The sequence below is a fragment of the Knoellia sp. B-D-2 genome (genome assembly GCF_057714695.1).
This window is the reverse complement of sequence record NZ_CM173189.1, coordinates 3,769,942-3,790,347: the sequence shown is the minus strand read 5'-3', so window position 1 is coordinate 3,790,347 and position 20,406 is coordinate 3,769,942. Positions and strand designations below refer to the sequence as shown.

At 72.2% G+C, this 20,406-nt stretch carries 23 protein-coding genes; 10 read left to right on the top strand and 13 right to left on the bottom strand.

Annotated features, from left to right (window positions below; translation table 11 throughout):
• Positions 1-2: 2 nt before the first annotated feature.
• Positions 3-407, top strand: a complete 405-nt coding sequence (locus AC3EU2_RS17980) for a cytochrome c oxidase subunit 4 (protein ID WP_488177636.1) — start codon at positions 3-5, stop codon at positions 405-407.
• 6 nt (positions 408-413) lie between these two features.
• Here the strand turns inward: AC3EU2_RS17980 and AC3EU2_RS17975 are convergent, their stop codons facing one another.
• From AC3EU2_RS17975 to ctaE, 7 genes are all read right to left on the bottom strand, one after another.
• Positions 414-767, bottom strand: coding sequence for a metallopeptidase family protein (locus tag AC3EU2_RS17975; RefSeq protein ID WP_488177635.1), 354 nt, complete (start codon positions 765-767; stop codon positions 414-416).
• A 13-nt stretch (positions 768-780) separates the two neighbouring features.
• A complete protein-coding gene (locus tag AC3EU2_RS17970) occupies positions 781-1,935 on the bottom strand; it encodes an RNA polymerase sigma factor (RefSeq protein WP_488177634.1) in 1,155 nt (384 codons plus the stop codon).
• A 16-nt stretch (positions 1,936-1,951) separates the two neighbouring features.
• Positions 1,952-2,365 carry a YciI family protein gene (locus tag AC3EU2_RS17965; protein ID WP_488177633.1) on the bottom strand — a complete coding sequence of 138 codons (414 nt, stop codon included), beginning with the start codon at positions 2,363-2,365 and terminating at the stop codon, positions 1,952-1,954.
• Between the two features lie 193 nt (positions 2,366-2,558).
• Positions 2,559-4,373, bottom strand: coding sequence for a cytochrome bc1 complex cytochrome b subunit (qcrB, locus tag AC3EU2_RS17960; protein WP_488177632.1), 1,815 nt, complete (start codon positions 4,371-4,373; stop codon positions 2,559-2,561).
• The gene (qcrA, locus tag AC3EU2_RS17955; RefSeq protein WP_488177631.1) at positions 4,370-5,500 is read right to left on the bottom strand and encodes a cytochrome bc1 complex Rieske iron-sulfur subunit; all 1,131 of its coding nucleotides are present in this window, start codon (positions 5,498-5,500) and stop codon (positions 4,370-4,372) included. Before qcrA ends, qcrB begins: the two co-directional genes overlap by 4 nt.
• Positions 5,501-5,550: 50 nt before the next feature.
• Entirely contained in the window at positions 5,551-6,354 is an 804-nt protein-coding gene (qcrC, locus tag AC3EU2_RS17950) for a cytochrome bc1 complex diheme cytochrome c subunit (RefSeq protein WP_488177630.1), read from the bottom strand.
• Between the two features lie 63 nt (positions 6,355-6,417).
• Positions 6,418-7,083 carry an aa3-type cytochrome oxidase subunit III gene (ctaE, locus tag AC3EU2_RS17945; protein WP_488177629.1) on the bottom strand — a complete coding sequence of 222 codons (666 nt, stop codon included), beginning with the start codon at positions 7,081-7,083 and terminating at the stop codon, positions 6,418-6,420.
• 87 nt (positions 7,084-7,170) lie between these two features.
• Here ctaE and AC3EU2_RS17940 point away from each other — a divergent pair, with 87 nt between their 5' ends.
• Together AC3EU2_RS17940 and trpD are read left to right on the top strand one after the other, a co-directional pair.
• A complete protein-coding gene (locus AC3EU2_RS17940) occupies positions 7,171-7,629 on the top strand; it encodes a response regulator transcription factor (RefSeq protein WP_488177628.1) in 459 nt (152 codons plus the stop codon).
• A 1-nt stretch (position 7,630) separates the two neighbouring features.
• Positions 7,631-8,701: an anthranilate phosphoribosyltransferase gene (trpD, locus tag AC3EU2_RS17935; protein ID WP_488177627.1), complete on the top strand. Its 1,071-nt coding sequence runs from the start codon at positions 7,631-7,633 to the stop codon at positions 8,699-8,701.
• A 33-nt stretch (positions 8,702-8,734) separates the two neighbouring features.
• Here trpD and AC3EU2_RS17930 read toward each other — a convergent pair whose 3' ends face one another.
• Genes AC3EU2_RS17930 through AC3EU2_RS17920 form a run of 3 tightly spaced genes read right to left on the bottom strand, consistent with a single transcriptional unit; the run spans position 8,735 to position 11,284 of the window.
• Positions 8,735-9,013: an Lrp/AsnC family transcriptional regulator gene (locus tag AC3EU2_RS17930; protein ID WP_035937267.1), complete on the bottom strand. Its 279-nt coding sequence runs from the start codon at positions 9,011-9,013 to the stop codon at positions 8,735-8,737.
• A gap of 19 nt (positions 9,014-9,032) precedes the next feature.
• Positions 9,033-9,524 (bottom strand): cupin domain-containing protein, encoded by a 492-nt coding sequence (locus AC3EU2_RS17925; protein ID WP_488177626.1) that lies wholly within the window; start codon positions 9,522-9,524, stop codon positions 9,033-9,035.
• Positions 9,525-9,568: 44 nt separating this feature from the next.
• Positions 9,569-11,284 (bottom strand): DEDD exonuclease domain-containing protein, encoded by a 1,716-nt coding sequence (locus AC3EU2_RS17920; protein ID WP_488177625.1) that lies wholly within the window; start codon positions 11,282-11,284, stop codon positions 9,569-9,571.
• Between the two features lie 118 nt (positions 11,285-11,402).
• Between AC3EU2_RS17920 and AC3EU2_RS17915 the strand changes: the two genes are divergently transcribed.
• Together AC3EU2_RS17915 and AC3EU2_RS17910 are read left to right on the top strand one after the other, a co-directional pair.
• A complete protein-coding gene (locus tag AC3EU2_RS17915; RefSeq protein ID WP_052112848.1) occupies positions 11,403-11,660 on the top strand; it encodes a hypothetical protein in 258 nt (85 codons plus the stop codon).
• Between the two features lie 23 nt (positions 11,661-11,683).
• Positions 11,684-12,706, top strand: coding sequence for a hypothetical protein (locus tag AC3EU2_RS17910; RefSeq protein ID WP_488177624.1), 1,023 nt, complete (start codon positions 11,684-11,686; stop codon positions 12,704-12,706).
• Here AC3EU2_RS17910 and AC3EU2_RS17905 read toward each other — a convergent pair.
• Positions 12,657-14,045: a hypothetical protein gene (locus tag AC3EU2_RS17905; protein WP_488177623.1), complete on the bottom strand. Its 1,389-nt coding sequence runs from the start codon at positions 14,043-14,045 to the stop codon at positions 12,657-12,659. The two genes, AC3EU2_RS17910 and AC3EU2_RS17905, sit on opposite strands and share 50 nt — an antisense overlap.
• On the bottom strand, positions 14,038-15,828 hold the full coding sequence (locus AC3EU2_RS17900) for an AMP-dependent synthetase/ligase (RefSeq protein ID WP_488177622.1): 1,791 nt from the start codon (positions 15,826-15,828) through the stop codon (positions 14,038-14,040). Before AC3EU2_RS17900 ends, AC3EU2_RS17905 begins: the two co-directional genes overlap by 8 nt.
• A 120-nt stretch (positions 15,829-15,948) precedes the next feature.
• Here AC3EU2_RS17900 and AC3EU2_RS17895 point away from each other — a divergent pair, with 120 nt between their 5' ends.
• From AC3EU2_RS17895 to AC3EU2_RS17875, 5 genes are read left to right on the top strand one after another with little or no spacing between them, the layout of a single operon-like run.
• Positions 15,949-16,401, top strand: a complete 453-nt coding sequence (locus tag AC3EU2_RS17895) for an SRPBCC family protein (RefSeq protein ID WP_488177621.1) — start codon at positions 15,949-15,951, stop codon at positions 16,399-16,401.
• 31 nt (positions 16,402-16,432) lie between these two features.
• Positions 16,433-17,653: an ArsA family ATPase gene (locus AC3EU2_RS17890; RefSeq protein WP_488177620.1), complete on the top strand. Its 1,221-nt coding sequence runs from the start codon at positions 16,433-16,435 to the stop codon at positions 17,651-17,653.
• A complete protein-coding gene (locus AC3EU2_RS17885) occupies positions 17,643-18,071 on the top strand; it encodes a hypothetical protein (protein WP_488177619.1) in 429 nt (142 codons plus the stop codon). The genes AC3EU2_RS17890 and AC3EU2_RS17885 overlap by 11 nt, the downstream gene beginning before the upstream one ends.
• Complete coding sequence (locus AC3EU2_RS17880) at positions 18,068-19,030, top strand: ROK family glucokinase (RefSeq protein ID WP_488177618.1); 963 nt, start codon at positions 18,068-18,070, stop codon at positions 19,028-19,030. Before AC3EU2_RS17885 ends, AC3EU2_RS17880 begins: the two co-directional genes overlap by 4 nt.
• On the top strand, positions 19,027-19,827 hold the full coding sequence (locus AC3EU2_RS17875) for an endonuclease/exonuclease/phosphatase family protein (RefSeq protein WP_488179512.1): 801 nt from the start codon (positions 19,027-19,029) through the stop codon (positions 19,825-19,827). The genes AC3EU2_RS17880 and AC3EU2_RS17875 overlap by 4 nt, the downstream gene beginning before the upstream one ends.
• A 15-nt stretch (positions 19,828-19,842) precedes the next feature.
• On the opposite strand, the gene AC3EU2_RS17870 is transcribed toward AC3EU2_RS17875, so the two are convergent.
• Positions 19,843-20,385: a hypothetical protein gene (locus tag AC3EU2_RS17870; protein WP_488177617.1), complete on the bottom strand. Its 543-nt coding sequence runs from the start codon at positions 20,383-20,385 to the stop codon at positions 19,843-19,845.
• Positions 20,386-20,406 lie beyond the last annotated feature (21 nt).

The following is a 20,406-nucleotide window of genomic DNA, read 5'->3' as shown; positions in this document are numbered from 1 at the left end:
CCATGCTAGCGATGGAACGACTCGGCCTCGTCCTCGGCGTCTTCTGCGCGGGAGTGGCCGTCCTGTACGGCGTGTGGGGGGACTGGGCCGAGCCCGTCGGCGTCACCGGCCTCACGCTCGGGGCGCTCCTGGGGTTCATGATCGCGGGCTACCTCAACATCACCCGGCGCAAGCTCGATGGCGTCCCGCCGGAGGACGACCCGCTCGGCGAGATCAGCGACATCGCCGGCGACTTCGGCTTCTTCAGCCCGCACAGCTGGTGGCCGCTCTGGCTCGCCGGCTCCGCAGCCATCATCTTCCTCGGCCTGGCCATCGGCTGGTGGCTCGTGGCCCTGGGGACGTTCTTCGCCGTCCCGGCGCTCGTCGGCTGGGTCTTCGAGTACTGGAAGGGCCCGCACGCCCTCTGAGCGCGCTCAGCCCCACCCGAGCTCGTGCAGGGTGTCGTCGTCGATGCCGAAGTGGTGCGCGATCTCGTGCACCACGGTCACCGCGATCTCCTCGCGGAGGTCCTCGACGTCCTCGCACATCCGCGTCAGGGGCCCTGCGAACAGGGTGATCCGGTCGGGCAGGTTGCCCAGGCCCCACCCGGAGTCCCGCTCGGTGAGCGGCACCCCGTCGTAGACCCCGAGCAGGTCGGGGTCGTCCGCGGGGGGCTCGTCCTCGACGAGGAAGACGACGTTGTCGAGCATCGCCATGAGCTCCTCGGGCACCTCGTCGAGCGACTCCTCGATGATGGCCTCGAAGGCGGCGGGTTCAATCGGCTCCACCCGCCACACCCTGTCACGCCTGCCGGAGGCGCGCGTGCAGGCGGGCCGCCAGACGGGTGAGGTGGTCGCGCTCGGCGGAGCTGGCCGCGGCGCGGGACGCGACGGCAAACAGCCGTTGTGCCTCCGCGAGGTCACCCGCGCGCTCGTGCAGGTGCGCGCGGACCGCCGCGTGCCGCGGGACGCTCTCGGGCACGTCCGCGACCGCCCGCAGGCCGGCGAGGGGACCATCCACCTCCCCGAGGGCGACGGCGCGGTTGAGCGCGACGACGGGTGAGGGGTGGAGCCGCAGCAGCTCGTCGTACCACTCGAGGACCTGGGTCCAGTCGGTCTCCGCCGTCGACGGGGCGTCGGCGTGCAGGGCCGCGATGGCCGCCTGTGCCTGGAACTCCCCGAGCCGGTCCCCGGCCAGCGCGTCCTGCAGGATCTGCACCCCCTCGGCGACGAGCGCGGTGTCCCACCGGGCGCGGTCCTGCTCGTCCAGCGGCACGAGCTCACCGCTTCGCCCCCAGCGTGCCGGCCGACGGGCGTGGTGGAGCAGCATGAGCGCGAGGAGGCCGGACACCTCGGGTTCGGTCGAGGCCGCCGCCAGCTGGCGGGTGAGCCGGATCGCCTCCTCGGCGAGGTCGACCTCCCCGGTGTGGCCCTCGTTGTAGATGAGGTAGAGCACACGCAGGACGCTGTCCAGTGAGCCCGGCTGCGCCAGTCCCTCCCGGGCGATCGTGCGTTTGGCCCGGGAGATGCGCTGGGCCATCGTGGCCTCGGGGACGAGGTGGGCCCGGGCGATCTGCCGGGTCGTGAGCCCACCGACGGCGCGCAGGGTGAGCGGTACCGCCGACGAGGTCGACAGCGCCGGGTGGCACGCGAGGAAGAGCAGGAGCAGGGTCTCGTCGGCGCCGGTCACGGGCCCCGGAGCGCGCTCGAGGTGGTCGGCCACCTCGCGGCGCCGACGGGCGGTGCCGGACCGCGCCGCGTCGAGGTGCTTGCGCCAGGCGGTCGTCACGAGCCAGGCGAACGGCGCCTCCGGTGGCCGCGCGTCCCAGTGCAGGTGCGCCTCGAGGAGGGCCTCCTGGACGGCGTCCTCGGCCGACGCGAAGTCGGCGCCGCGTCGGACGAGGACGCCGAGCACCCGAGGACCGAGGTCCTTGCAGAGCGCCTCGAGGTCGGTCATCGCGAGCCGACCGTGGTCAGCCGGTGACCTCGGGCAGCGAGGTGAGGAAGGGCCGGACCTCGATCCACTCCTCGAGGGGCACCCCGCCGGGGCCCGGGGCCGACGAGAGGAACGCCGCGACCTCGTGGGCGCGCTCGACCGAGTCGACGTCGATCGCCATCCAGCCGGCGATGAGGTCCTTGGTCTCGACGAACGGGCCGTCCGTCACCGGCGGGCGGCCGGCGCCGTCGGACCGCACGAAGGTGCCTCCGGGGGACAAGGCCTGCGCGTCGACGAACTCGCCCTGCTCACGCAACGTGTCGGCGACGTGGTCCATGAAGGCGATGTGGTCGGTGACCTCCTGGGGAGCCCACTGGTCCATTGGGATGTCACCCTGGGGGCGACGCGTCGGACCGCCGCGGTAGTGCTTGAGGAGCAGGTACTTCGCCATGGTTCTCTCCTTGGTCGGTGACGGCCTCGTGGCCGTCGACACTACCGAGACGGTGCCGGTGAGCGGTTCTCGACATCCGGGCCCGGGGGCGGGACCACTGCCGCCGGGGTGACACGGGACAGCGGCCCCGGGACGAGGTGTCCTCGGGGCCGCTGTCACTGCGGAGCGGGGGAGCCGGCGTTGGCCGGCCGGCTCACTCCTTCATGCGGCTGGCGCTGCCGACACCGCGTGCCTCCGAGTCGACGTCGGCGCCGTGGCCGCCGTCGCCGGGGCCGTGGTCCTGCCGACCGTCGATGCCCTCGTAGTCGAGCGGGGCCTCGATGGCCTCGGCGTGCTGACCGTCGTGGTGCGCGGCCGCGAGCTCTGCCGGGGTCACGGGGTTGACCGCGTCCTTGAAGTAGAAGTGCGACAGCTTCGCCCGCAGGCGGTCCTTGCGCGTGAGCGGGCGCTCGACGCCGTTCTCGTCGACCTGCGCGGTGAGCTGGAGGGGTGCCACCGGCTCGTGCTGGACGAGGATCCACCGCTCCTGCTCGGTGAGCGCGTCGTGACGCTCGTGGAAGGAGCCGTCGGCGCCGCGCATGATGCGACCCGACTCGCGCGCGTGCAGGGCCAGGTCACGGTCACGGCGCTGCAGGCTGAGGCAGATCCGCTTGGTGACCCAGAACGCGAGCGGGGGCCCGACGAACAGCGAGATCTGGAAGACCCGGGTGATGTCGTTGATCGACATCCCGAGCTTGATCGCCATGATGTCGTTGCCCGCGGCGAACATGAACACCGAGTACGCGACGATGCCGGCCATGCCGATGCCGGTGCGGGTCGGGTTGTTGCGGGGCCGGTCGAGCAGGTGGTGCTCGCCGGTGTCACCGGTGACCCACCGCTCGACGAACGGGTAGGCCCCGAGGACGATGTAGACCAGGGGCAGGAGCACCAGGGCGCCGAGGGCGATGTTGAGCGACAGCGTGGAGCCGAAGATCTCGAACTCCAGCCAGCCGGGCAGCAGGCGCAGGGCACCGTCGTAGGCACCCATGTACCAGTCCGGCTGCGAACCGGCGGTGACCGGCGACGGGTCGTACGGGCCGTAGGCCCAGATCGGGTTGATCGTGAACAAGGCCGAGATCAGAGCGATGATGCCGAAGACGATGAAGAAGAACCCACCGGCCTTCGCGGCATACACCGGCATGACGCGGTAGCCGACGACGTTGTCGTTGGTCCGCCCCGGGCCGGGGAACTGGGTGTGCTTCTGGACCGCGACGAGGACGATGTGCGCCGTGAACAGCCCGACGATGATCGCCGGGAGCAGCAGCACGTGGGCGCTGTAGAGGCGGGGGATGATCGCCTCGCCCGGGAACGGCCCACCGAAGATGCCGTAGGCGAGGTAGGAGCCGATGACCGGTGCGGTCTGGACGAACCCCTCCATCGCGCGAAGACCGGTGCCCGAGAGCAGGTCGTCGGGGAGGGAGTAGCCGGCGAAGCCCTCGATGGCCGCGAGCAGCGCGAGCACCGTGCCGATGACCCAGTTGAGCTCACGCGGCTTGCGGAACGCGCCGGTGAAGAACACGCGGAACATGTGCACCGTGAGGCCGACGACGAACATCAACGCGGCCCAGTGGTGGATCTGGCGGACGATGAGCCCGCCCTTGATGTCGAAGGAGATGTTGAGCGTCGAGGCGTAGGCGTCCGACATCGTCTGGCCGCGCAGCGGCACGTAGGAGCCGTCGTAGACCACCTGGGTGGCGCTCGGGACGAACCAGAGGGTGAGCAGCGCGCCGGAGATGAGGCAGATGATGAGCGAGTACATCGCGATCTCGCCGAGCATGAACGACCAGTGGTCGGGGAAGACCTTGCGCAGCAGGTAGTTGATGCCCTTGGCGGAGCTCGTGCGGTCGTCGATCCAGCCGGCGACGCCGCCGACCTTGCGGGCGGCCGCACTGGGACCGGGCTCGACCGTGGTGTCGCCGTCGCGGAGACGGTCGGCCGGTCGCCCGGAGGGGACGGTGTCGGTGCTCATGCTGAACCACGCTCCCAGAAGCTCGGTCCAACGGCCTCTTTGAACGGGCCCTTGGAGATGAGGTAACCCTCGTCGTCGACGGTGATCTCCAGCTGCGGAAGCGGGCGCTTGGCCGGGCCGAAGATGACCTTGCAGTCCTGCGTCACGTCGAACGTCGACTGGTGGCACGGGCACAGCAGGTGGTGGGTCTGCTGCTCGTAGAGCCCGACCGGGCACCCCACGTGCGTGCAGATCTTGGAGTAGGCCACGATGCCCTGGTGGCCCCAGTCCCGCTGCTTCTGGGACCTGATGTCGTCGGGGTTGAGCCGCATGACGATCACCGCGGCCTTGCCCTTCTCCTCGAGCACGTGCTTCTCGAGGTCGAGGAGCCCCTCGGGCATGACGTGGAAGACCGAGCCGATGGTGACGTCGCTCGCCTTGATGGGGGTGTTCTGCGGGTCACGCATGAGGCGGAGCGGTGCGTTGGGGTAGCTGCCGTCCTCCTCCTGGTGGCCGTTCCAGAAGCTCACCGAGAGGTCGTCGCCCGGCAGCGGGCCGAGGCCACCGACGACGGGCAGGATGACCGGGACCGCGAAGAGACCGAGGGCGCCGCCGAGGGCGTACTTGATGATCGGGCGGCGGGTGAGGTGGGCGCTCTCCGCGCCGTCACCGAGGATCTGGACGAAGTCCTTGCGGGCCTCGTCGCTCGAGCGCATCGGGTGACGCATCTCGACCTCCTCGACGTCCGGCATGAGGGTCTTGGCCCAGTGGACCGCCCCGAAGCCGATGCCGAGCAGGGACAGCGCCATGGTCAGGCCGAGCAGGGTGTGCAGGGCGTTGGTCTGGCCGATGCCCGGGATGAACATCGTCGACTGCTTGTCGATGGCGAAGTAGGCCACGATGAAGCCGAGCGTGCCGAGGATCGAGAGGATGAAGAGGCCGCCGACGGCGCGCTCGGCCCGCTTGGCGCCGCTCTCGCTGAGGTCGGAGGCCCGGTGGGCGTGCGGCGGGAAGCCCGGGTTCTCGAAGCGCGCGGGGATGCCGCCGTCGCCGACGACGTGGCCCTGGTCGAGGCGAACGGCGGTGGAGCCGAACTCACCCGGCTGGGTGACCTCGCCCCCGGTGGGGTGGCTGTCCTTCTCGTTCATCGGCTGTTCGATCCTGTCGACGGTGCGTGGGAGGCGGTGGCCGGCATGGCTCAGGCGGCCTTCTGCCCGAGCCACACGGCGGTGGCGATGAGGATGCCGAGTCCGAAGAACCAGGCGAACCAGCCCTCGGTCACGGGCCCGAGGGAGCCCAGGGCGTGCCCGCCCTGCTGCGGTGCGTCCTCGATGGACTTGAGGAAGGCGATGATGTCCCGCTTCTCCTCCGGGGCGATGTTGCCGTCGTTGAAGACCGGCATCGACTGCGGGCCCGTCTCCATCGCCTGGTAGATGTGCCGTCCGGAGACGCCGTCGAGCGACGGTGCGTACTTGCCACCGGTCAGCGCGCCGCCGGAGCCGGCGAAGTTGTGGCACATCGCGCAGTTGACCCGGAACAGCTCGCCACCCTTGGCGGGGTCGCCCTTGCTCGGGTCGACGTCCTCCTCCGACGGGACGGCCGGGCCGGGCGCCAGCGAGGCGACGTAGGCGGCGACCTTGTCGATCTCGTCCTGCGAGAACTGGACGGTGGCGCGGGGAGCCTGGACGGCCGGCGCGCGCATGGGCATCCGCCCGGTGCCCATCTGGAAGTCGACCGCGGCCGCGCCGACGCCGGCGAGGGGCGGGCCGGCGATCTGGTCGCCCTTGCCGGTGGCGCGACCCTCGGCGTTGACGCCGTGGCAGGTGGCGCAGTTGGCCACGAAGAGCTGCTTGCCGGCGGCGACGTCCTCGGCGGTGCTCGCCTCGGCCTGCGCCGGCTGGGGCGCGACCGCCGCGTAGGCGAAGCCGGTCACGAGGAGGCCGAGCATGAGCAGGAGGGCGATCGCTGCCGGGTGCCGGCGACGGGCGGCCAGTGCGTTCACGGTGCGGTCCTGTCGGGGGTCTCGGGGGTGGGTGGTCCGATGATGACGGTCACGACCGACACCTCACTGGAGCAGGTAGATCATCGCGAACAGCGCGATCCAGACGACGTCGACGAAGTGCCAGTAGTAGGAGGTGACGATGGCGCCGGTCTCCTGGAGGTGCGTGTAGCGGCGGGTCGTGAACGTCCGGCCGATGATGAGCAGGAAGGCGATGAGCCCACCGGTCACGTGCATGCCGTGGAAGCCGGTGGCGAGGTAAAAGATCGACGAGTACGAGTCGGTGCTGAGGGTGACGCCCTCGTGCACGAGGTGGGCGTACTCGTAGACCTGACCGGCGATGAAGATCGAGCCGAAGGCGTAGGTGAGGACGTACCACTCACGCATGCCCCAGCCCTTGACGTCGAGCAGGCTGCCGGTGCGGGAGACCTGGCCGCGCTCGGCCTTCCAGACACCGAGCTGGCACCACACCGACGAGATGACGAGGACGAGGGTGTTGGCGGCGGCGAAGGGGACGTTGAGCAGCTCGGTCCGCTCCGCCCACTGGGTGGGCAGGTTGCCCCGCAGGGAGAAGTAGAAGGCGAACAGGGCGGCGAAGAACATCAGCTCGCTCGCGAGCCACACCATGGTGCCGACGGCGACCATGTTGGGACGCGTCGCGGGACCGTAGTCCGGGATGCTGGGGACCGGACCGGAGACTCGAGTCGCTGCTTCTATCGCCACGTCGGCCATTATTGCCGCATTCGCCTCCGAACGCTGCACCGACCCCCAACTCAACTCGGGTCAGTTCCAGAAACCGTGCGTGGCTAGGATGAGGCCATGACCTCACCGCACGCGGCTGCCCCCGCGGAGACCGGCTCGCAGACCCGGTCCACCGACGGAATCCACCAGGTTTCGGTCCTGCTGTACAGCGACGACATCACGACCCGCGACGCCGTGCGCGCCGCGGCCGGCCGTCGCCCGGCCCGGGACGTCGAGGTCACCCGGTGGCTGGAGTGCGCGACCGCGTTCGCCGTCACCGAGGCGCTCGACGCCGGCGGTTGGGACGTCGTCGTCCTCGACGGCGAGGCGGCCAAGAACGGTGGGCTCGGCCTGTGCCGCGAGCTCAAGAACGAGATCTTCCAGTGCCCGCCGATCCTCGTTCTCACCGGACGCCCGCAGGACGGCTGGCTGGCCGCGTGGTCGATGGCCGACGACGCCGTGCCGCACCCGCTCGACCCGATCAGGATCGCGGAGTCGATCGCCGGCCTCGCGCGACAGCGCGCCGCGGCGCTCTGACGTGCCGGCCACGGCGCCCTCGGGCCCGACGTGGCCCGACCTGCTGACCCGCCTCCTCGACCGGGAGGACCTCACCCTCGAGCACTCCCGCTGGGCGATGGACCAGATCATGAGCGGTGAGGCGAGCGTCGCCCAGGTCGCCGGCTTCCTCATGGCTCTGCGCTCCAAGGTCGAGTCGGTGGCCGAGGTGCGCGGCCTCGCCGACGTCATGCTCGAGCACGCTCGCCGGATCGAGGTCCCCGGCGAGACCATCGACATCGTCGGCACCGGCGGCGACCGCTTCGGCACCGTCAACATCTCGACGATGTCGTCCGTGGTCATCGCCGCCACCGGCCTGCGCGTCGTCAAGCACGGCAACCGGGCGGCGTCGTCGAAGTCCGGCTCTGCGGACGTGCTCGAGTCCCTCGGGGTCAACCTCACCCTGAGCCCCGAACAGGTGCGCCAGGTCGCCCTCGACGTCGGCATCACCTTCTGCTTCGCCCAGACCTTCCACCCGTCGATGCGCTTCGCCGGTCCGGCCCGGGCCGAGCTCGGCGTCGCCACGGCCTTCAACCTCCTGGGCCCGTTGACCAACCCGGCGCAGCCGACGTATGCCGCGGTCGGCGTCGCGGACGCCCGTTTCCTCCCCGTCATCGCGGGGGTCTTCGCGGACCGGGGGACGTCGGCGGCGGTCTTCCGCGGCGACGAGGGCCTGGACGAGATGTCGATCGCGGGGACGACGACGGTGCTGTGGGTGCGCGACGGCGCCGTGACCGAGGTGTCGGTGCACCCCACCGACGTCGGCCTCGGCGTGTCGACGATCGACAGCATCAAGGGCGGGCTCGCTGACGAGAACGCCGCGGTCGCCCGCCGGGTGTTCGCCGGCGAGCCGGGTCCCGCCCGGGACGCCGTCCTGCTCAACGCCGGGACCGCCCTCGCCGTCGCCGCCGGGTCCGCCGGCACGTCCTCGAGCGAGGTCCACGACGCGATCCGGCTCGGTGTCACCACGGCGGCGCGGGCGATCGACTCGGGCGCCGCGGCCACGCAGCTCGACCGGTGGGTCACGGCGAGCCGCGACGCAGCGACCGCCTGACCCTCCCCGCCCGTCGAAGGGTGGAAGGAGGGACTACTCGAGGCCGAGGCTGAAGGCGGCCTCGAGGTCGTGCTTGGAGTAGGTCTGGAAGGCGATGTGGGTCGCCGTGCCCGTGACGCCGACGACCTTGTTCAGGCGGTCGGCGATGACGCTCGCGAGCTCGTCGTGCTGGCGGACGCGCACCATGGCGATGAGGTCCGCGTCGCCGGCGACCGAGTAGACCTCGCTCACGCCGTCGAGCTCGGCGACCTCCTGGGCCACCTCGGGGATCCGGTCGACGTCGGCGGTGATGAGAACGATGGCGGTGATCACGTCTCGCAGCGTAGCCGGGTCAGTCCGTGACCCAGACGTTGTCGTGGTACGCCATGAACTCGGCGCGCTGGTCCGGGCTCATCGCGGCCACCCCGCCGTCCTGCGCGAGGCCCTCGAAGTAGGCCTCGCGGGGCGCACCCGGTGCGAAGTGCAGGAGCATCGAGGCGGGCCCGTCCTCGTTGCGGAAGCCGTGCAGCCCGCCCGGCGGCACGTGGAGGAAGTCGCCGGACCCGGCCTTGACCCACCGGTCGCCGTCGAAGATCGAGACGGTGCCGTCGAGGACGTAGAACGACTCCGAGATGGTGCGGTGGAAGTGGGTGCCGGGGCCGCTCGGTGGCCCGGCGAACTCCCACCGGTAGAGGCCGAACAGCCCACCGGTGGCCTCGCCGCGCGCGACGTAGTGGACGCGGTTGCCGTTGGGGTAGACGAGGTCCGGCTCGCTGTCACCGGCCCGGATCCACGCGGACCTCTCGCCGCCCTCTCCGGTGTAGAGCGGTGGGGGATAGGACATGTGAGCACTCCTGGCGTGAGGGCGGGCGCGACCGTGGTCCGAGACTAGGCCGAGCGGAAGCCCGGCGCGTTCCACTTCGAGGCCTCCACCGGCTCGAGCTCCTGCCGGATGCCCGTGGCTCCGCCGACGGGGCAGGTCCACGTCCCCACGATGTCGACGAGCCGCACCCCGGGGGCGTCGAGCCAGCGCAGGACCTTCTCGCTCTCCTCGGGCGTGGCCGCGGTGCACGGGGGCAGCGGGGCGGGGACCACCTCGGCGCTGGCCCGCAGGGCCTCGACGTAGGGCATCGGGTCCGCGCCGCGCGGCGACAGCGTGCTCCCCGCGAGCCGGCCGAAGCGGATGCACATGATCTCCCAGCCACCGGTCTCGCTGCGCCGGGCGGCGACGAGCTCGGCGGTGCGGGCCAGCGGGTCGAGCCGCTGCGCCCGGGACGCACCGCGGACGAGGCTGATCATCCGGTCGCGCACGACCCCGGCGTCCTCGAACCGCTGCTGCTCGGCGAGGTGGTCCATCCGGTGTCGCCACGTGGAGACCGCGGGACGCGCGTCACCGGTGAGGAGCGCCACCACCTCGGCGACGACCTCGGCATACTCCTCGACGCTCTGGGTGCCGTCGCAGGGCGCGCCGCAGCGACCCATGTCGGCGAGCGCGCAGGCCGACCGCAGCCGGGTCACCGACAGCCGCTCGAGGCACTGGCGCAGCGGCACGATCTCGTGGACCCCGGCGACGGCGTCGTCGGCGGACCCGCGCGAGGCGAACGGGCCGATGTAGCGCGCGTCGTCCCCGGCGACGTCGCGCACGATCGACAGGCGCGGGAACGGCTCGACGGTGAGCTTGACCCACCACGCGCGCTCGGGGTGGCGGGACCTCCGGTTGTAGCGGGGCTTGTGCTCGGCGATGAGGCGCAGCTCGCGGACCTCGGCCTCGAGCGGCGTCGCGCAGACGATCGGCGTGACCGACTCGGCGATCCGCACCATCTCGGCCATCCGCCGACGCTGCTCGGACGCCGTGAAGTAGCTGCGCACGCGGGTGCGGATCGACACCGAGGTGCCGACGTAGAGGACGCGCCCCTGGCCGTCCTTGAAGAGGTAGACCCCGGCCGCCTCGGGCAGGTGGTCGGCGAGGTGGCGCTTGCGGCGGGTGGCGGTGGGGACCCGCGAGGAGTAGCCCTTGAGCTCCTCGAGCGAGTGCACCCCGAGCGAGCCGACGCGGGCGATGAGGCCGTGCAGGACGTCGACCGTGGCGCGGGCGTCGTGCAGGGCCCGGTGGTCGGGCACGGTGGTGGCGCCGAACAGCCTTGCGAGAGAGCCCAGCCGGTGGTTGGGGACCTCGTCCCGGGACACGAGCTGGCGGGCAAGGTGCACGGTGTCGACGACCGGGAAGCGCGGCCAGTCGCGGTCGGCCCGCGCGCACGCTGCCTTGAGGAACGAGATGTCGAACCCGGCGTTGTGGGCGACGAGCACCGACCCCGCGGCGAACTCGAGGAAGGCGATGAGGGCGGGCTCGACGCGCGGCGCGCTGCGCACCATCGCGTCGGTGATGCCGGTGAGCACCGTGATGAACGCCGGGATGGGCTCGCCCGGGTTGACGAACGTCTGGAACTCGCCGAGGACCTCGCCGCCGCGGACCTTGACCGCGCCGATCTCGGTGATGCCGCACTCGCTGGGGCTGCCACCGGTGGTCTCGAGGTCGACGACGACGAACGTCACGTCGGACAGGGGGGTGCCCAGGTCGTCGAGCGTGCCCTGGACCATCCGCATGGGAGCGAGGCTAGGTGGGGCCGCCGACAGCACCCGGGAGGCCGGGCCGCACGAGGGCGAGGAGGGCTGTCAGTGCCCGCTCCTAGCGTGGGCGGTGCCCGATGAAAGGAGTGACGACATGACTCACGACCTGACCCGTGACAGCCTGACCATCCTCTGTTCGCGCTGCCCGGTGCGCGACCTCCACTGCGGTGACTGCATGGTGACCGCGATGGTCGACCCGGCGGCGATGGGGCTCGGCAGCGAGCTCCCGCTCGACGTGGACGAGCGGGCCGCCGTGACGGCGTGCGTGCGCGCCGGGCTCGTCTCGGCGGAGGCGGCGGCGACGGTCCGCTCGCAGCGCGTCCCGTTCGACATCGGACGTGCGGTCGGCTGAGCCCGGCCTGACACCATGGGCGCGTGCCCGTGACCGACCACCACTCCCGTATGCCGTGGGGCCCGACACGGGCCCGCGTCACCGGGGCAGCCGTGGCCGTCGTGGTCGGGGCGGCGACGCTCGTGGTCGCCGGGTGCACCGGCTCCTCCCCGGAGCCGCGGACGTCCGCGTCCGTACCCCGGAGCGCGCCCGCACCCGAGACCCCCCAGCCCGCCCCGAACACCCCGTCGCCGCAGACCGCCTCGCCGCCGGGCGCCGACGCCGAGCCGGAGCCCCTGCCCGGCGCGCGCACCGTCACGGGTGCCTCCAGCACGGTGACCGGCACCGTCGACCAGGCGACGCTCACGGCATACGCCGCGATGGCCGACCGCGCGGTCGCCCAGGTCGGGAAGCACTGGACCCGCACGTGGCCGCGCCGCGTCACCATCGTGGCGCCCGCCGACGCCACGGCCTTCCGGGAGCTGGTCGGCCGCGCCGACGACCTCAGCCAGGTCGCGGCCGTCACCGACGGGCCGGTCGACCCCACCACCGGCCTGGCCACGCGCGACCGCGTCGTCCTCAACCCCGACGCCTTCCGGTCGCTGACGCCGACCGGTCGCCAGTTCGTCATCACCCACGAGAGCACCCACGTCGCGGTCCGCGCCTCGATGCGCGGAGCCGCCCCCCTGTGGCTCGCCGAGGGGTTCGCCGACCACGTGGGCTACGCCGGGTCGGGGCGCAGCACGACCGAGCTGGCCGCTGAGCTGCTCGACGAGGTCGACGCGGGGCGGGGACCCACCCGGCTGCCCACCCAGGGCGACTTCGACCCCGGTCAGGGCGAGATCGCCCCCACCTACCTCGCCGCGTGGCTGGCCGTCGACCTCATCCACCGGCGACGAGGCCCGGCCGTCCTGCAGCGTTTCTACGAGGCGTCGGTGGTCGACGGCTCCCCGGCGGCCGCCGACGCGGCCACGGACGAGGCGTTCGTCGACGTGCTCGGCACGACCCGGGCCGAGTTCACCCGCCTGTGGCTCTCGGAGCTGGCCCGGCTCGCGTCCCCGAAGTGACCTCCGGCGGCCCGCGGTGCGGCACGGCCAGAGAGATCGCGACCAGCGCCGCGCTGAGCCAGAACTGGTTGTAGAACGCCTGCTTGTTGACGAGGTTGGCGGCGAGCAGGACGAAGGCCAGCCACCGGAGCAGCTCGTCGAGCGGGGGCTGTCGCCGGTGGACGAGCAGGGCCGCGACGCCGAGCGCCCCGATCGCGACGATTCCGGTCACCCAGAACGGCAGCGTCACCCCGTGCTCGTTGAGGAAGTAGAGGTACCACGTGTTCGCGAACCGGATCGGGTGGAAGCCGAGCAGCAACGTGACGGTGTCGTGCACGAAGTCGGACGGCGACGCGAGGAACCACGGCGCGACGAGGACGCCGGTGAACGCACCGGTCGCCACGGCCCGCCGGGGCCCGAAGGGCTGCCAGAGCAGGAGCAGCGGCAGCAGCAGCGCGAGGTGCTGCTTGCTCGCACACGCGAGCGCGAGCGGGACCACGGCCCACCAGGCGTGCCCGCGCCGCACGAGCACCGCCCACCACACGAGACCGGCGGCGAGCAGCGGCTCGGTCCATGCCTGGTCGATCTGGGTCAGGGTGCCAGGGGCGACGACGAGCGCGGTCACCGGCACGGCCGCGCGCATCGCCGTCGCGCAGGCGGTGCTCGGCGCGTCGCCGCGCTGCGGCCGCGCCAGCGCCCAGACCCCGAGGAAGAGGACGACCGACCAGAACGCGATCGCCCAGCGGACGTCGCCACCGATCCACCGCCCCGGTGCGAGCAGCACGGTGGTCCACGGCAGGTAGGTGAAGGCGTCCTGGACGCCGGGGGAGTCGGTCCACGACATGTCGTAGAAGTTCTCGCCGCGAGCCAGCGCGTCGCTCGCCTGCTGCAACGTCACCCAGACGTCGATCCGCGGTGTGGGGTCGCCGAGCGTCGCGATCGTCGCGGTGACGACGTGGCCGGCGACCGCGAGCCCGTATGCCGTCCGCGCCCGTGCCGCCGTCGGCCGCGCCAGCAGCGCCGCGCCGCCGACCCCGACGACGGCCAGGGTCGCGAGCGCGGCCGTGAGGGGCCCGCCGCGCAGGTAGCTGAAGAGGGGGACGGCCCACGTCACCGCCACCGACCCGAGCAGCACGACGGGGACGAGCCACGCCGGTGCCGGGTGGACCCGCGTGCGCCGACCCAGCCAGACCGTGAGGCCGACCGCGCACACCGTGAGGGTGAGCACGATCGGCACACGGAACCGGACGACGCTCCACTGGAGCACCCCGAGGTAGGCGAGCCAGCCCGCGGCGAGCGCGCACGCGGCATACGCGGTCGTGGCGGTGGAGCGGGTGGGTAGCGAGGTGGGGTCAGCCACCGTAGAGCGCATCGACCTCGTCCGCGTAGTCGCGCATGACGATGTTGCGCTTGAGCTTGAGGGAGGGCGTGAGGTGACCGGACTCCTCGGTGAAGTCGGTCTCGAGGACGGCGAACTTGCGGATCGACTCGGCCTTGGACACCGCGGAGTTGGCGTCGTCGACGGCCTTCTGCAGCTCGGCGAGGACGGTCTCGTCGGTGCGTGCCCTGGCGGGGGTGATGCCCTCGAGGCCGTGGTTGGCCGCCCACATCGGCAGCATCTCCTCGTCGAGGGTGAGCAGCGCCCCGATGAACGGCTTCTGGTCGCCGACGACGATGCACTGGGAGACGAGCGGGTGGGCGCGGAGCCGGTCCTCGAGGACGGCGGGAGCGACGTTCTTGCCGCCGGCCGTGACGAGGATCTCCTTCTTGCGACCGGTGATCCGCAGGTAGCCGTCCTCGTCGAGCTCGCCGATGTCACCGGTGTGGAACCAGCCATCTCTAATCGCTTCGGCCGAGGCATCTGGATTGTTGCGGTAGGTCCCGAAGACGTTGACGCCCTTGGCGAGGATCTCGCCGTCCTCGGCGATCCGGATCGTCGTGCCGGGCAGCGGCGGCCCGACGGTGCCGATCTTGAGGGCGCCGGGGAGGTTGACGCAGATCGGTGCGGTGGTCTCGGTGAGGCCGTAGCCCTCGAGGATCGTCACGCCGATGCCGCGGAAGAAGTAGCCGAGGCGGGTACCGAGCGGGGCGCCGCCGGAGACGGCGTACTGGACCTTGCCGCCCATCGCGTCCCGCAGCTTGCCGTAGACGAGCTTGTCGAAGACGGCGTGCTTGGCCTTGAGGCCGAACCCGACCGAGCCCTTCTCCTGGGCCTCCGACCACGCGATCGCGGTCTCGGCGGCCTTGGCGAAGATGTTGCCCTTGCCCCCGGCGACGGCCTTGGCCTCGGCGGAGTTGTAGACCTTCTCGAAGACGCGCGGCACGGCGAGGATGAAGGTCGGCTGGTAGCTCGCGAAGTCGTCGAGCAGGGTCTTGATGTCGGCCGAGTGCGCCATCTTGGCGCCGGAGGCCAGGCACAGGACCTCGATGAACCGGGCGAACACGTGCGCGAGCGGCAGGAACAGCAGCGTCGCCGCGCCGTCCGCCGAGACGACCTCGGAGAGCTTGGCCGTGGTGTTCTCGGCGAGGTCGAGGAAGTTGCCGTGGGTGAGCTCGACGCCCTTGGGCCGGCCGGTCGTCCCCGAGGTGTAGATGATCGTCGCGACGGAGGCGCGGTCCACGTCGGCCCGAGCGGCATCGAGGGTCGCGTCGTCCGAGGCGGCGCCGGCCTCGGCGAGGGCGTCGAGGTCGCCGTTGTCGATGACCCAGGTGTGCGCGAGGTCCGGCACGGCATGGGCGATGCCCTCGATCGAGCGCTGGTGCTTCTCGGTCTCCACGACGACGCCGACGGCGTCGGAGTCCGTGAGGATCCACTCGACCTGGTCGGGCGAAGAGGTCTCGTAGATCGGCACCGGCACGGCGCCGGCGGTCCACAGGGCGAAGTCGGTGAGGGTCCACTCGTAGCGGGTGCGGCTCATGATGCCCACCGCGCTGCCCGGCGTGATCCCGGCGGCGACGAACCCCTTGGCGAGCGCGTCGACCTGGTCGGCGAACTCTTTCGCCGTGACGTCGCTCCACCCGGCGCCGTCGCGCACGGAGAACAGCGCGAGCGTCGGGGTCTCGCGGCGGTGCCGTGCCGGCAGGTCGGCGAGGCTGCCCTGCGTCGTGGTCGGGACGAGCGTGGGGGTGGACTTCTCGTGCAACGTGGTCTCCTTCGACGGGTCCGACGTCGACGTCGGTCCGGGTCGCCAGCGGCGGGTCGGTGGACGCGCATCCACCGTCTTCCGATCCTAGAGGTAGCCCTCGTTGGGTAGCCTGCGCCCATGACCGATCGCACGTCGTCCTCCATCCACATCGCCGCCGACGCCGGCGCGGTGCTCGATGTCATCGCCGACTTCGAGGCCTACCCCGAGTGGGCCGAGCAGGTGAAGACGGTGACGGTCCTCAGTGAGGACGGTGACGGCTGGGCCGACCAGGTCGAGTACGTCCTCGACGCCGGTGCCATCAAGGACACCTACGTCCTCGAGTACGACTGGGACCAGATCGCCGAGGACGGCTCGGGCTCGGTCTCCTGGAAGCTCGTGCGGGCCGGTGTCCTCAAGGCCCTCGACGGTGCCTACACCCTCACGCCGGACGCGACCGGGACGACGGTCGACTACGCGCTGGCCGTGGACGTCCGCGTCCCGATGATCGGCATGCTCAAGCGCAAGGCGGAGAAGCTCATCGTCGACACGGCGCTCAAGGAGCTGAGGAAGCGCGTCGAGTCCGTCGCCTGAGCCGGCCTCGACACCCGTCGCCCCGAGCCCTGTGACCTCATCACCGCGGATCGTCCTCGTCACCGGCAAGGGCGGCGTCGGCAAGACGACGACGGCTGCGGCGCTCGCGGTCGAGTCGGCGCGCGCCGGCCGGCGCACCCTCGTCATGTCGACCGACGTCGCCCACAGCCTCGGCGACGCGCTCGAGATCGACCTGCGCACGTCGCCCACGTGGGACCGGACGCTGGAGGTCGAGGAGCGCCTGCACGCCCAGGCCGTCGGTGCCCGCACGAGCGTCGCCGCCGACTGGGGGACGATGCGCGACTACCTCCTCACCGTGCTCGACTCGTTCGGTGTCGACCCGGTCGTCGCCGAGGAGCTCACCGCCCTGCCCGGCGCCGACGAGATCAGCGCCCTGCTCACCCTCGGCCACCACGCGACGAGCGGGGAGTGGGACGTCGTCGTCGTCGACTGCGCGCCGACCGCCGAGACCCTGCGGCTGCTCGCCCTCCCCGAGCTCCTGGGCTGGCACCTCGACCGCCTCATGCCCACCCAGCGGCGCCTGCTCACGGCCATGCGCCCCGCCGCGGCGGCGGCCGCCGGGCTGCCGATGCCCGGCAACGAGGTCCTCGACGTGCTCTCGACGTGGCGGGCGCACATGGCCGACGTCCGCACGCTGCTCACGTCCGAGCGGGCGAGCGTGCGCATCGTCCTCACCCCCGAGAACGTCGTCATCGCCGAGGCGCGTCGCATCCTCACGTCGCTGTCCCTGCACGGGTATGCCGTCGACGCCGTCGTCGTCAACCGGGTCATCCCCGTCGACGACGACCCGTGGCGCTCGGCCTGGAACGCCGCGCAGACGGCCGGCATCGCGACGATCGTCGAGTCCTTCCGCGGGACACCGGTGCTCGTCGCGCCCTACCTCGCCGGCGAGCCGACCGGGGCCGACGCCCTCGCCGAGCTGGCCGTGCAGACGACGACCCTCGACGGGGAGCTGCCCCCGCTGGACTCGCCGGTGCGTGGTGGCGGCCTGCGGGTGGAGCCCGACGGCGAGGACTTCGTGCTCCTCCTGCCGCTGCCGCTCGCCCGCTCCGGCGACGTCGACCTGGCCCGGCGCGGCGACGACCTCGTCGTCGACGTCGGCGGTGTGCGGCGCGTCATCGCCCTGCCGTCGGTGCTGCGCCGCTGCATCGTCAAGAATGCTGGGGTGCGCGCCGGGGAGCTCCGGGTGCGATTCGTGCGTGATGAGGAGGTGTGGCCCCGTGGACGCTGACCAGCGACTCGACGCCGCCGTGGGATCGGTGGCGGAGGAGGCGGCCCGGCTGCTCGAGGCACTGGGGCGCCCGTCGGCCCCGCACCGCGACGCGCCGTCCGGCACGGACGGCGGGCCGACCTCGACCCGTTCGGCCACCGCGCCCGACCCGACGGAGGACGGCCCCGAGCACGTGCACGTCGCGATGGGCGACGCGCAGACGTGCACGTGGTGTCCGGTGTGCCGCTCGGTGGGTGTCCTGCGTGGCGTGAGCCCCGAGACGCTCACCCGGCTGGCCGACCTCGCCACCGCGGCCGCCACGGTGCTCGCCGACCTGGCCACCCGGCACCCGAACGACACGGGGGAGCGACGCGACTCGGCCGAGAGGGGCACGCGCACCGAACCCATCACCGTCGTCGACGAGGAGGAGCTGTCGTGAGCCTGGCCATCGGGATCGACATCGGCGGGACCAAGGTCGCCGGAGGGGTCGTCGACGAGAACGGCGAGATCCTCGCCCGGGCCCGCCGCGACACGCCCCACCGCTCGAAGCGGCCGCAGGTCGTCGAGGACACCATCGTCGACGTCGTGCACGAGCTGCTGTCGACGGAGCCGTCGGTCGCGGCGGTCGGCATCGGTGCGGCCGGTTTCGTCGCCGCCGACCGCGCCACGGTGGTCTTCGCCCCCCACCTCTCCTGGCGCGACGAGCCGCTGCGGGACGCCCTGAGCAAGCGCATCGACGTCCCGATCCTCGTCGACAACGACGCCAACGCCGCGAGCTGGGCGGAGTGGCGCTTCGGTGCGGCACAGGGGGAGTCGCACGTCGTCATGGTCAACCTCGGCACCGGCATCGGGGGCGCCATCGTCATGCACGGCGAGGTGATCCGCGGCCGCTACGGCATCGCCGGCGAGTTCGGCCACATGCAGGTCGTGCCCGAGGGCCAGCGCTGCGAGTGCGGCAACCGCGGCTGCTGGGAGCAGTACGCCTCCGGCAACGCGCTCGTGCGCGAGGCCCGGGCGATGATCCTCGCCAACTCCCCGGTCGCCTCCGACCTCGCGGCCCGGGTCGGCGGGCGGGCCGACGACCTCACCGGGCCGATCGTCACCGAGGCCGCCCGCGAGGGTGACCCGACCTCGATCGAGCTGCTCGCCGAGATCGGGCACTGGCTCGGCATCGGCATCGCCAACCTCGCCGCGGCCTTCGACCCCGGGACGTTCGTCATCGGCGGCGGGGTCTCCGCGGCCGGTGAGCTCCTGCTCGGGCCCGCGCGCGAGACCTTCCGCCGCCGCCTCACGGGACGCGGCTACCGCCCCGAGGCGCGGATCGTCGCGGCCCGCCTCGGCAACGAGGCCGGGCTCATCGGCGCCGCCGACCTCGCCCGCAAGGACGCGGCGTCCTGACGACGATCCGGATCGCGAGCTACAACACCCGCGACTTCCTCGAGGACCCGTATGCCGCGGCCCGGGTCGTGCGCGCCATCGACCCCGACGTCCTCTGCCTCCAGGAGGTCCCGCGACGGCTCTTCTCGACCCAGCGGGTCGCGAACTTCGCGCAGCAGTGCGGGATGTACTGGTCGGGCCGGCACCGCGGGAGCGGCGGCACGACGATCTTCACCTCGCTGCGGGTCGACGTCGTCGAGTCCCGGCACACCCGGCTGCGGGTGGCCCGCCTGCAACGGACCCGCGGCTTCGCGCTCGCCCGGGTGGCCGCTCCGGGGCGCGAGCCGATCGCCGTGGCGAGCGTCCACCTCAGTCTCGACGCCCGCGAGCGCGCCGCCCACGCGCAAGTCATCCTGCGGGCCGTCAACGTCGGCGGCGAGGTCGTGCTCGCAGGGGACCTCAACGAGAACGAGTCCGGGCAGGCGTGGCAGGCCTTCGCCGGTGTCATGCGGCTCGTCTCGCCGCTCACCCCGACCTACCCGGCCACGCGACCGCGCAAGGTCCTCGACGTCATCTTCGCCTCGCCCGGGCTGCAGGCGGAGCCGCACGTGCCGATCGCCATCCCCGAGGCCGACCTCGTTGCCGGCAGCGACCACCGCCCGACCTGGGTCGACATCCGCCTCGGGGAGTCGACCCCCCTGCAGGAGCGGGCGGACGAGGCGACAGCCGAGGTCAGCGCGTCGGTCACCGACGAGATGGTGGAGCACGCCGAGTCGGCCGGGACCGCCGGGGGCGAGCCGGCCGACCCCACCGGCTGAGCCGTGGGGATCCGGTCAGACCCGGGCTCCGTCGTCGTCGTCGAACGGGTCGCGGTGCGCGGGCTGGCGGAGCACGAGCAGCCCGAAGCCGCCGAGGAAGAGCGCGATGCCGCCGAGGATCCACCAGCCGGCGTGGAACGGGGAGGCCAGCGCCACCCAGAGCAGCAGCAGCGGTCCGCCGACGAGGCCGATGAGCGCGCCCCAGTAGCCGAGGTCCTCACCCGGGGGCAGGCGCACCGGGCCGGGCTCGAAGTGGTCGTCCTCGGCGTCGATGCTCGGGCCCTGTCGCCACGACTCCGTCTCGAGGGGCTCGACCGGACCGACCGGACCGACCGGCTCGTCGGACGCCACCGGTGTGTCGACGGCACCGGCGGGCACGTCCGTCTCCGCGTCCTCGTCCGGGCCGGGACGCGTCGCCGGATCGGGCTCCGCACGGGTCAACGCGGCATACGCCGTCGTGATGTCCTGGACGGTGCGCGGCTTGGGCGGCTGGGGGGCGTCGTCGTCCCAGCGAGCCACGATCGCGTCGAACTGCGCGTCGATGTCACGGTCGCTCATGGCTGCCTCGGGAGAGTTGGT

What these genes read in the sequence shown, in the direction of transcription:
- AC3EU2_RS17915 (WP_052112848.1), top strand. Translation starts at nt 11,403, where the DNA reads ATGACTCACGACCTGACCCGTGACAGCCTGACCATCCTCTGTTCGCGC.
- qcrB (WP_488177632.1), bottom strand. Translation starts at nt 4,373, where the DNA reads ATGAGCACCGACACCGTCCCCTCCGGGCGACCGGCCGACCGTCTCCGC.
- AC3EU2_RS17940 (WP_488177628.1), top strand. Translation starts at nt 7,171, where the DNA reads ATGACCTCACCGCACGCGGCTGCCCCCGCGGAGACCGGCTCGCAGACC.
- AC3EU2_RS17965 (WP_488177633.1), bottom strand. Translation starts at nt 2,365, where the DNA reads ATGGCGAAGTACCTGCTCCTCAAGCACTACCGCGGCGGTCCGACGCGT.
- AC3EU2_RS17895 (WP_488177621.1), top strand. Translation starts at nt 15,949, where the DNA reads ATGACCGATCGCACGTCGTCCTCCATCCACATCGCCGCCGACGCCGGC.
- qcrA (WP_488177631.1), bottom strand. Translation starts at nt 5,500, where the DNA reads ATGAACGAGAAGGACAGCCACCCCACCGGGGGCGAGGTCACCCAGCCG.
- AC3EU2_RS17920 (WP_488177625.1), bottom strand. Translation starts at nt 11,284, where the DNA reads ATGCGGATGGTCCAGGGCACGCTCGACGACCTGGGCACCCCCCTGTCC.
- AC3EU2_RS17870 (WP_488177617.1), bottom strand. Translation starts at nt 20,385, where the DNA reads ATGAGCGACCGTGACATCGACGCGCAGTTCGACGCGATCGTGGCTCGC.
- AC3EU2_RS17980 (WP_488177636.1), top strand. Translation starts at nt 3, where the DNA reads ATGCTAGCGATGGAACGACTCGGCCTCGTCCTCGGCGTCTTCTGCGCG.
- AC3EU2_RS17970 (WP_488177634.1), bottom strand. Translation starts at nt 1,935, where the DNA reads ATGACCGACCTCGAGGCGCTCTGCAAGGACCTCGGTCCTCGGGTGCTC.
- AC3EU2_RS17925 (WP_488177626.1), bottom strand. Translation starts at nt 9,524, where the DNA reads ATGTCCTATCCCCCACCGCTCTACACCGGAGAGGGCGGCGAGAGGTCC.
- ctaE (WP_488177629.1), bottom strand. Translation starts at nt 7,083, where the DNA reads ATGGCCGACGTGGCGATAGAAGCAGCGACTCGAGTCTCCGGTCCGGTC.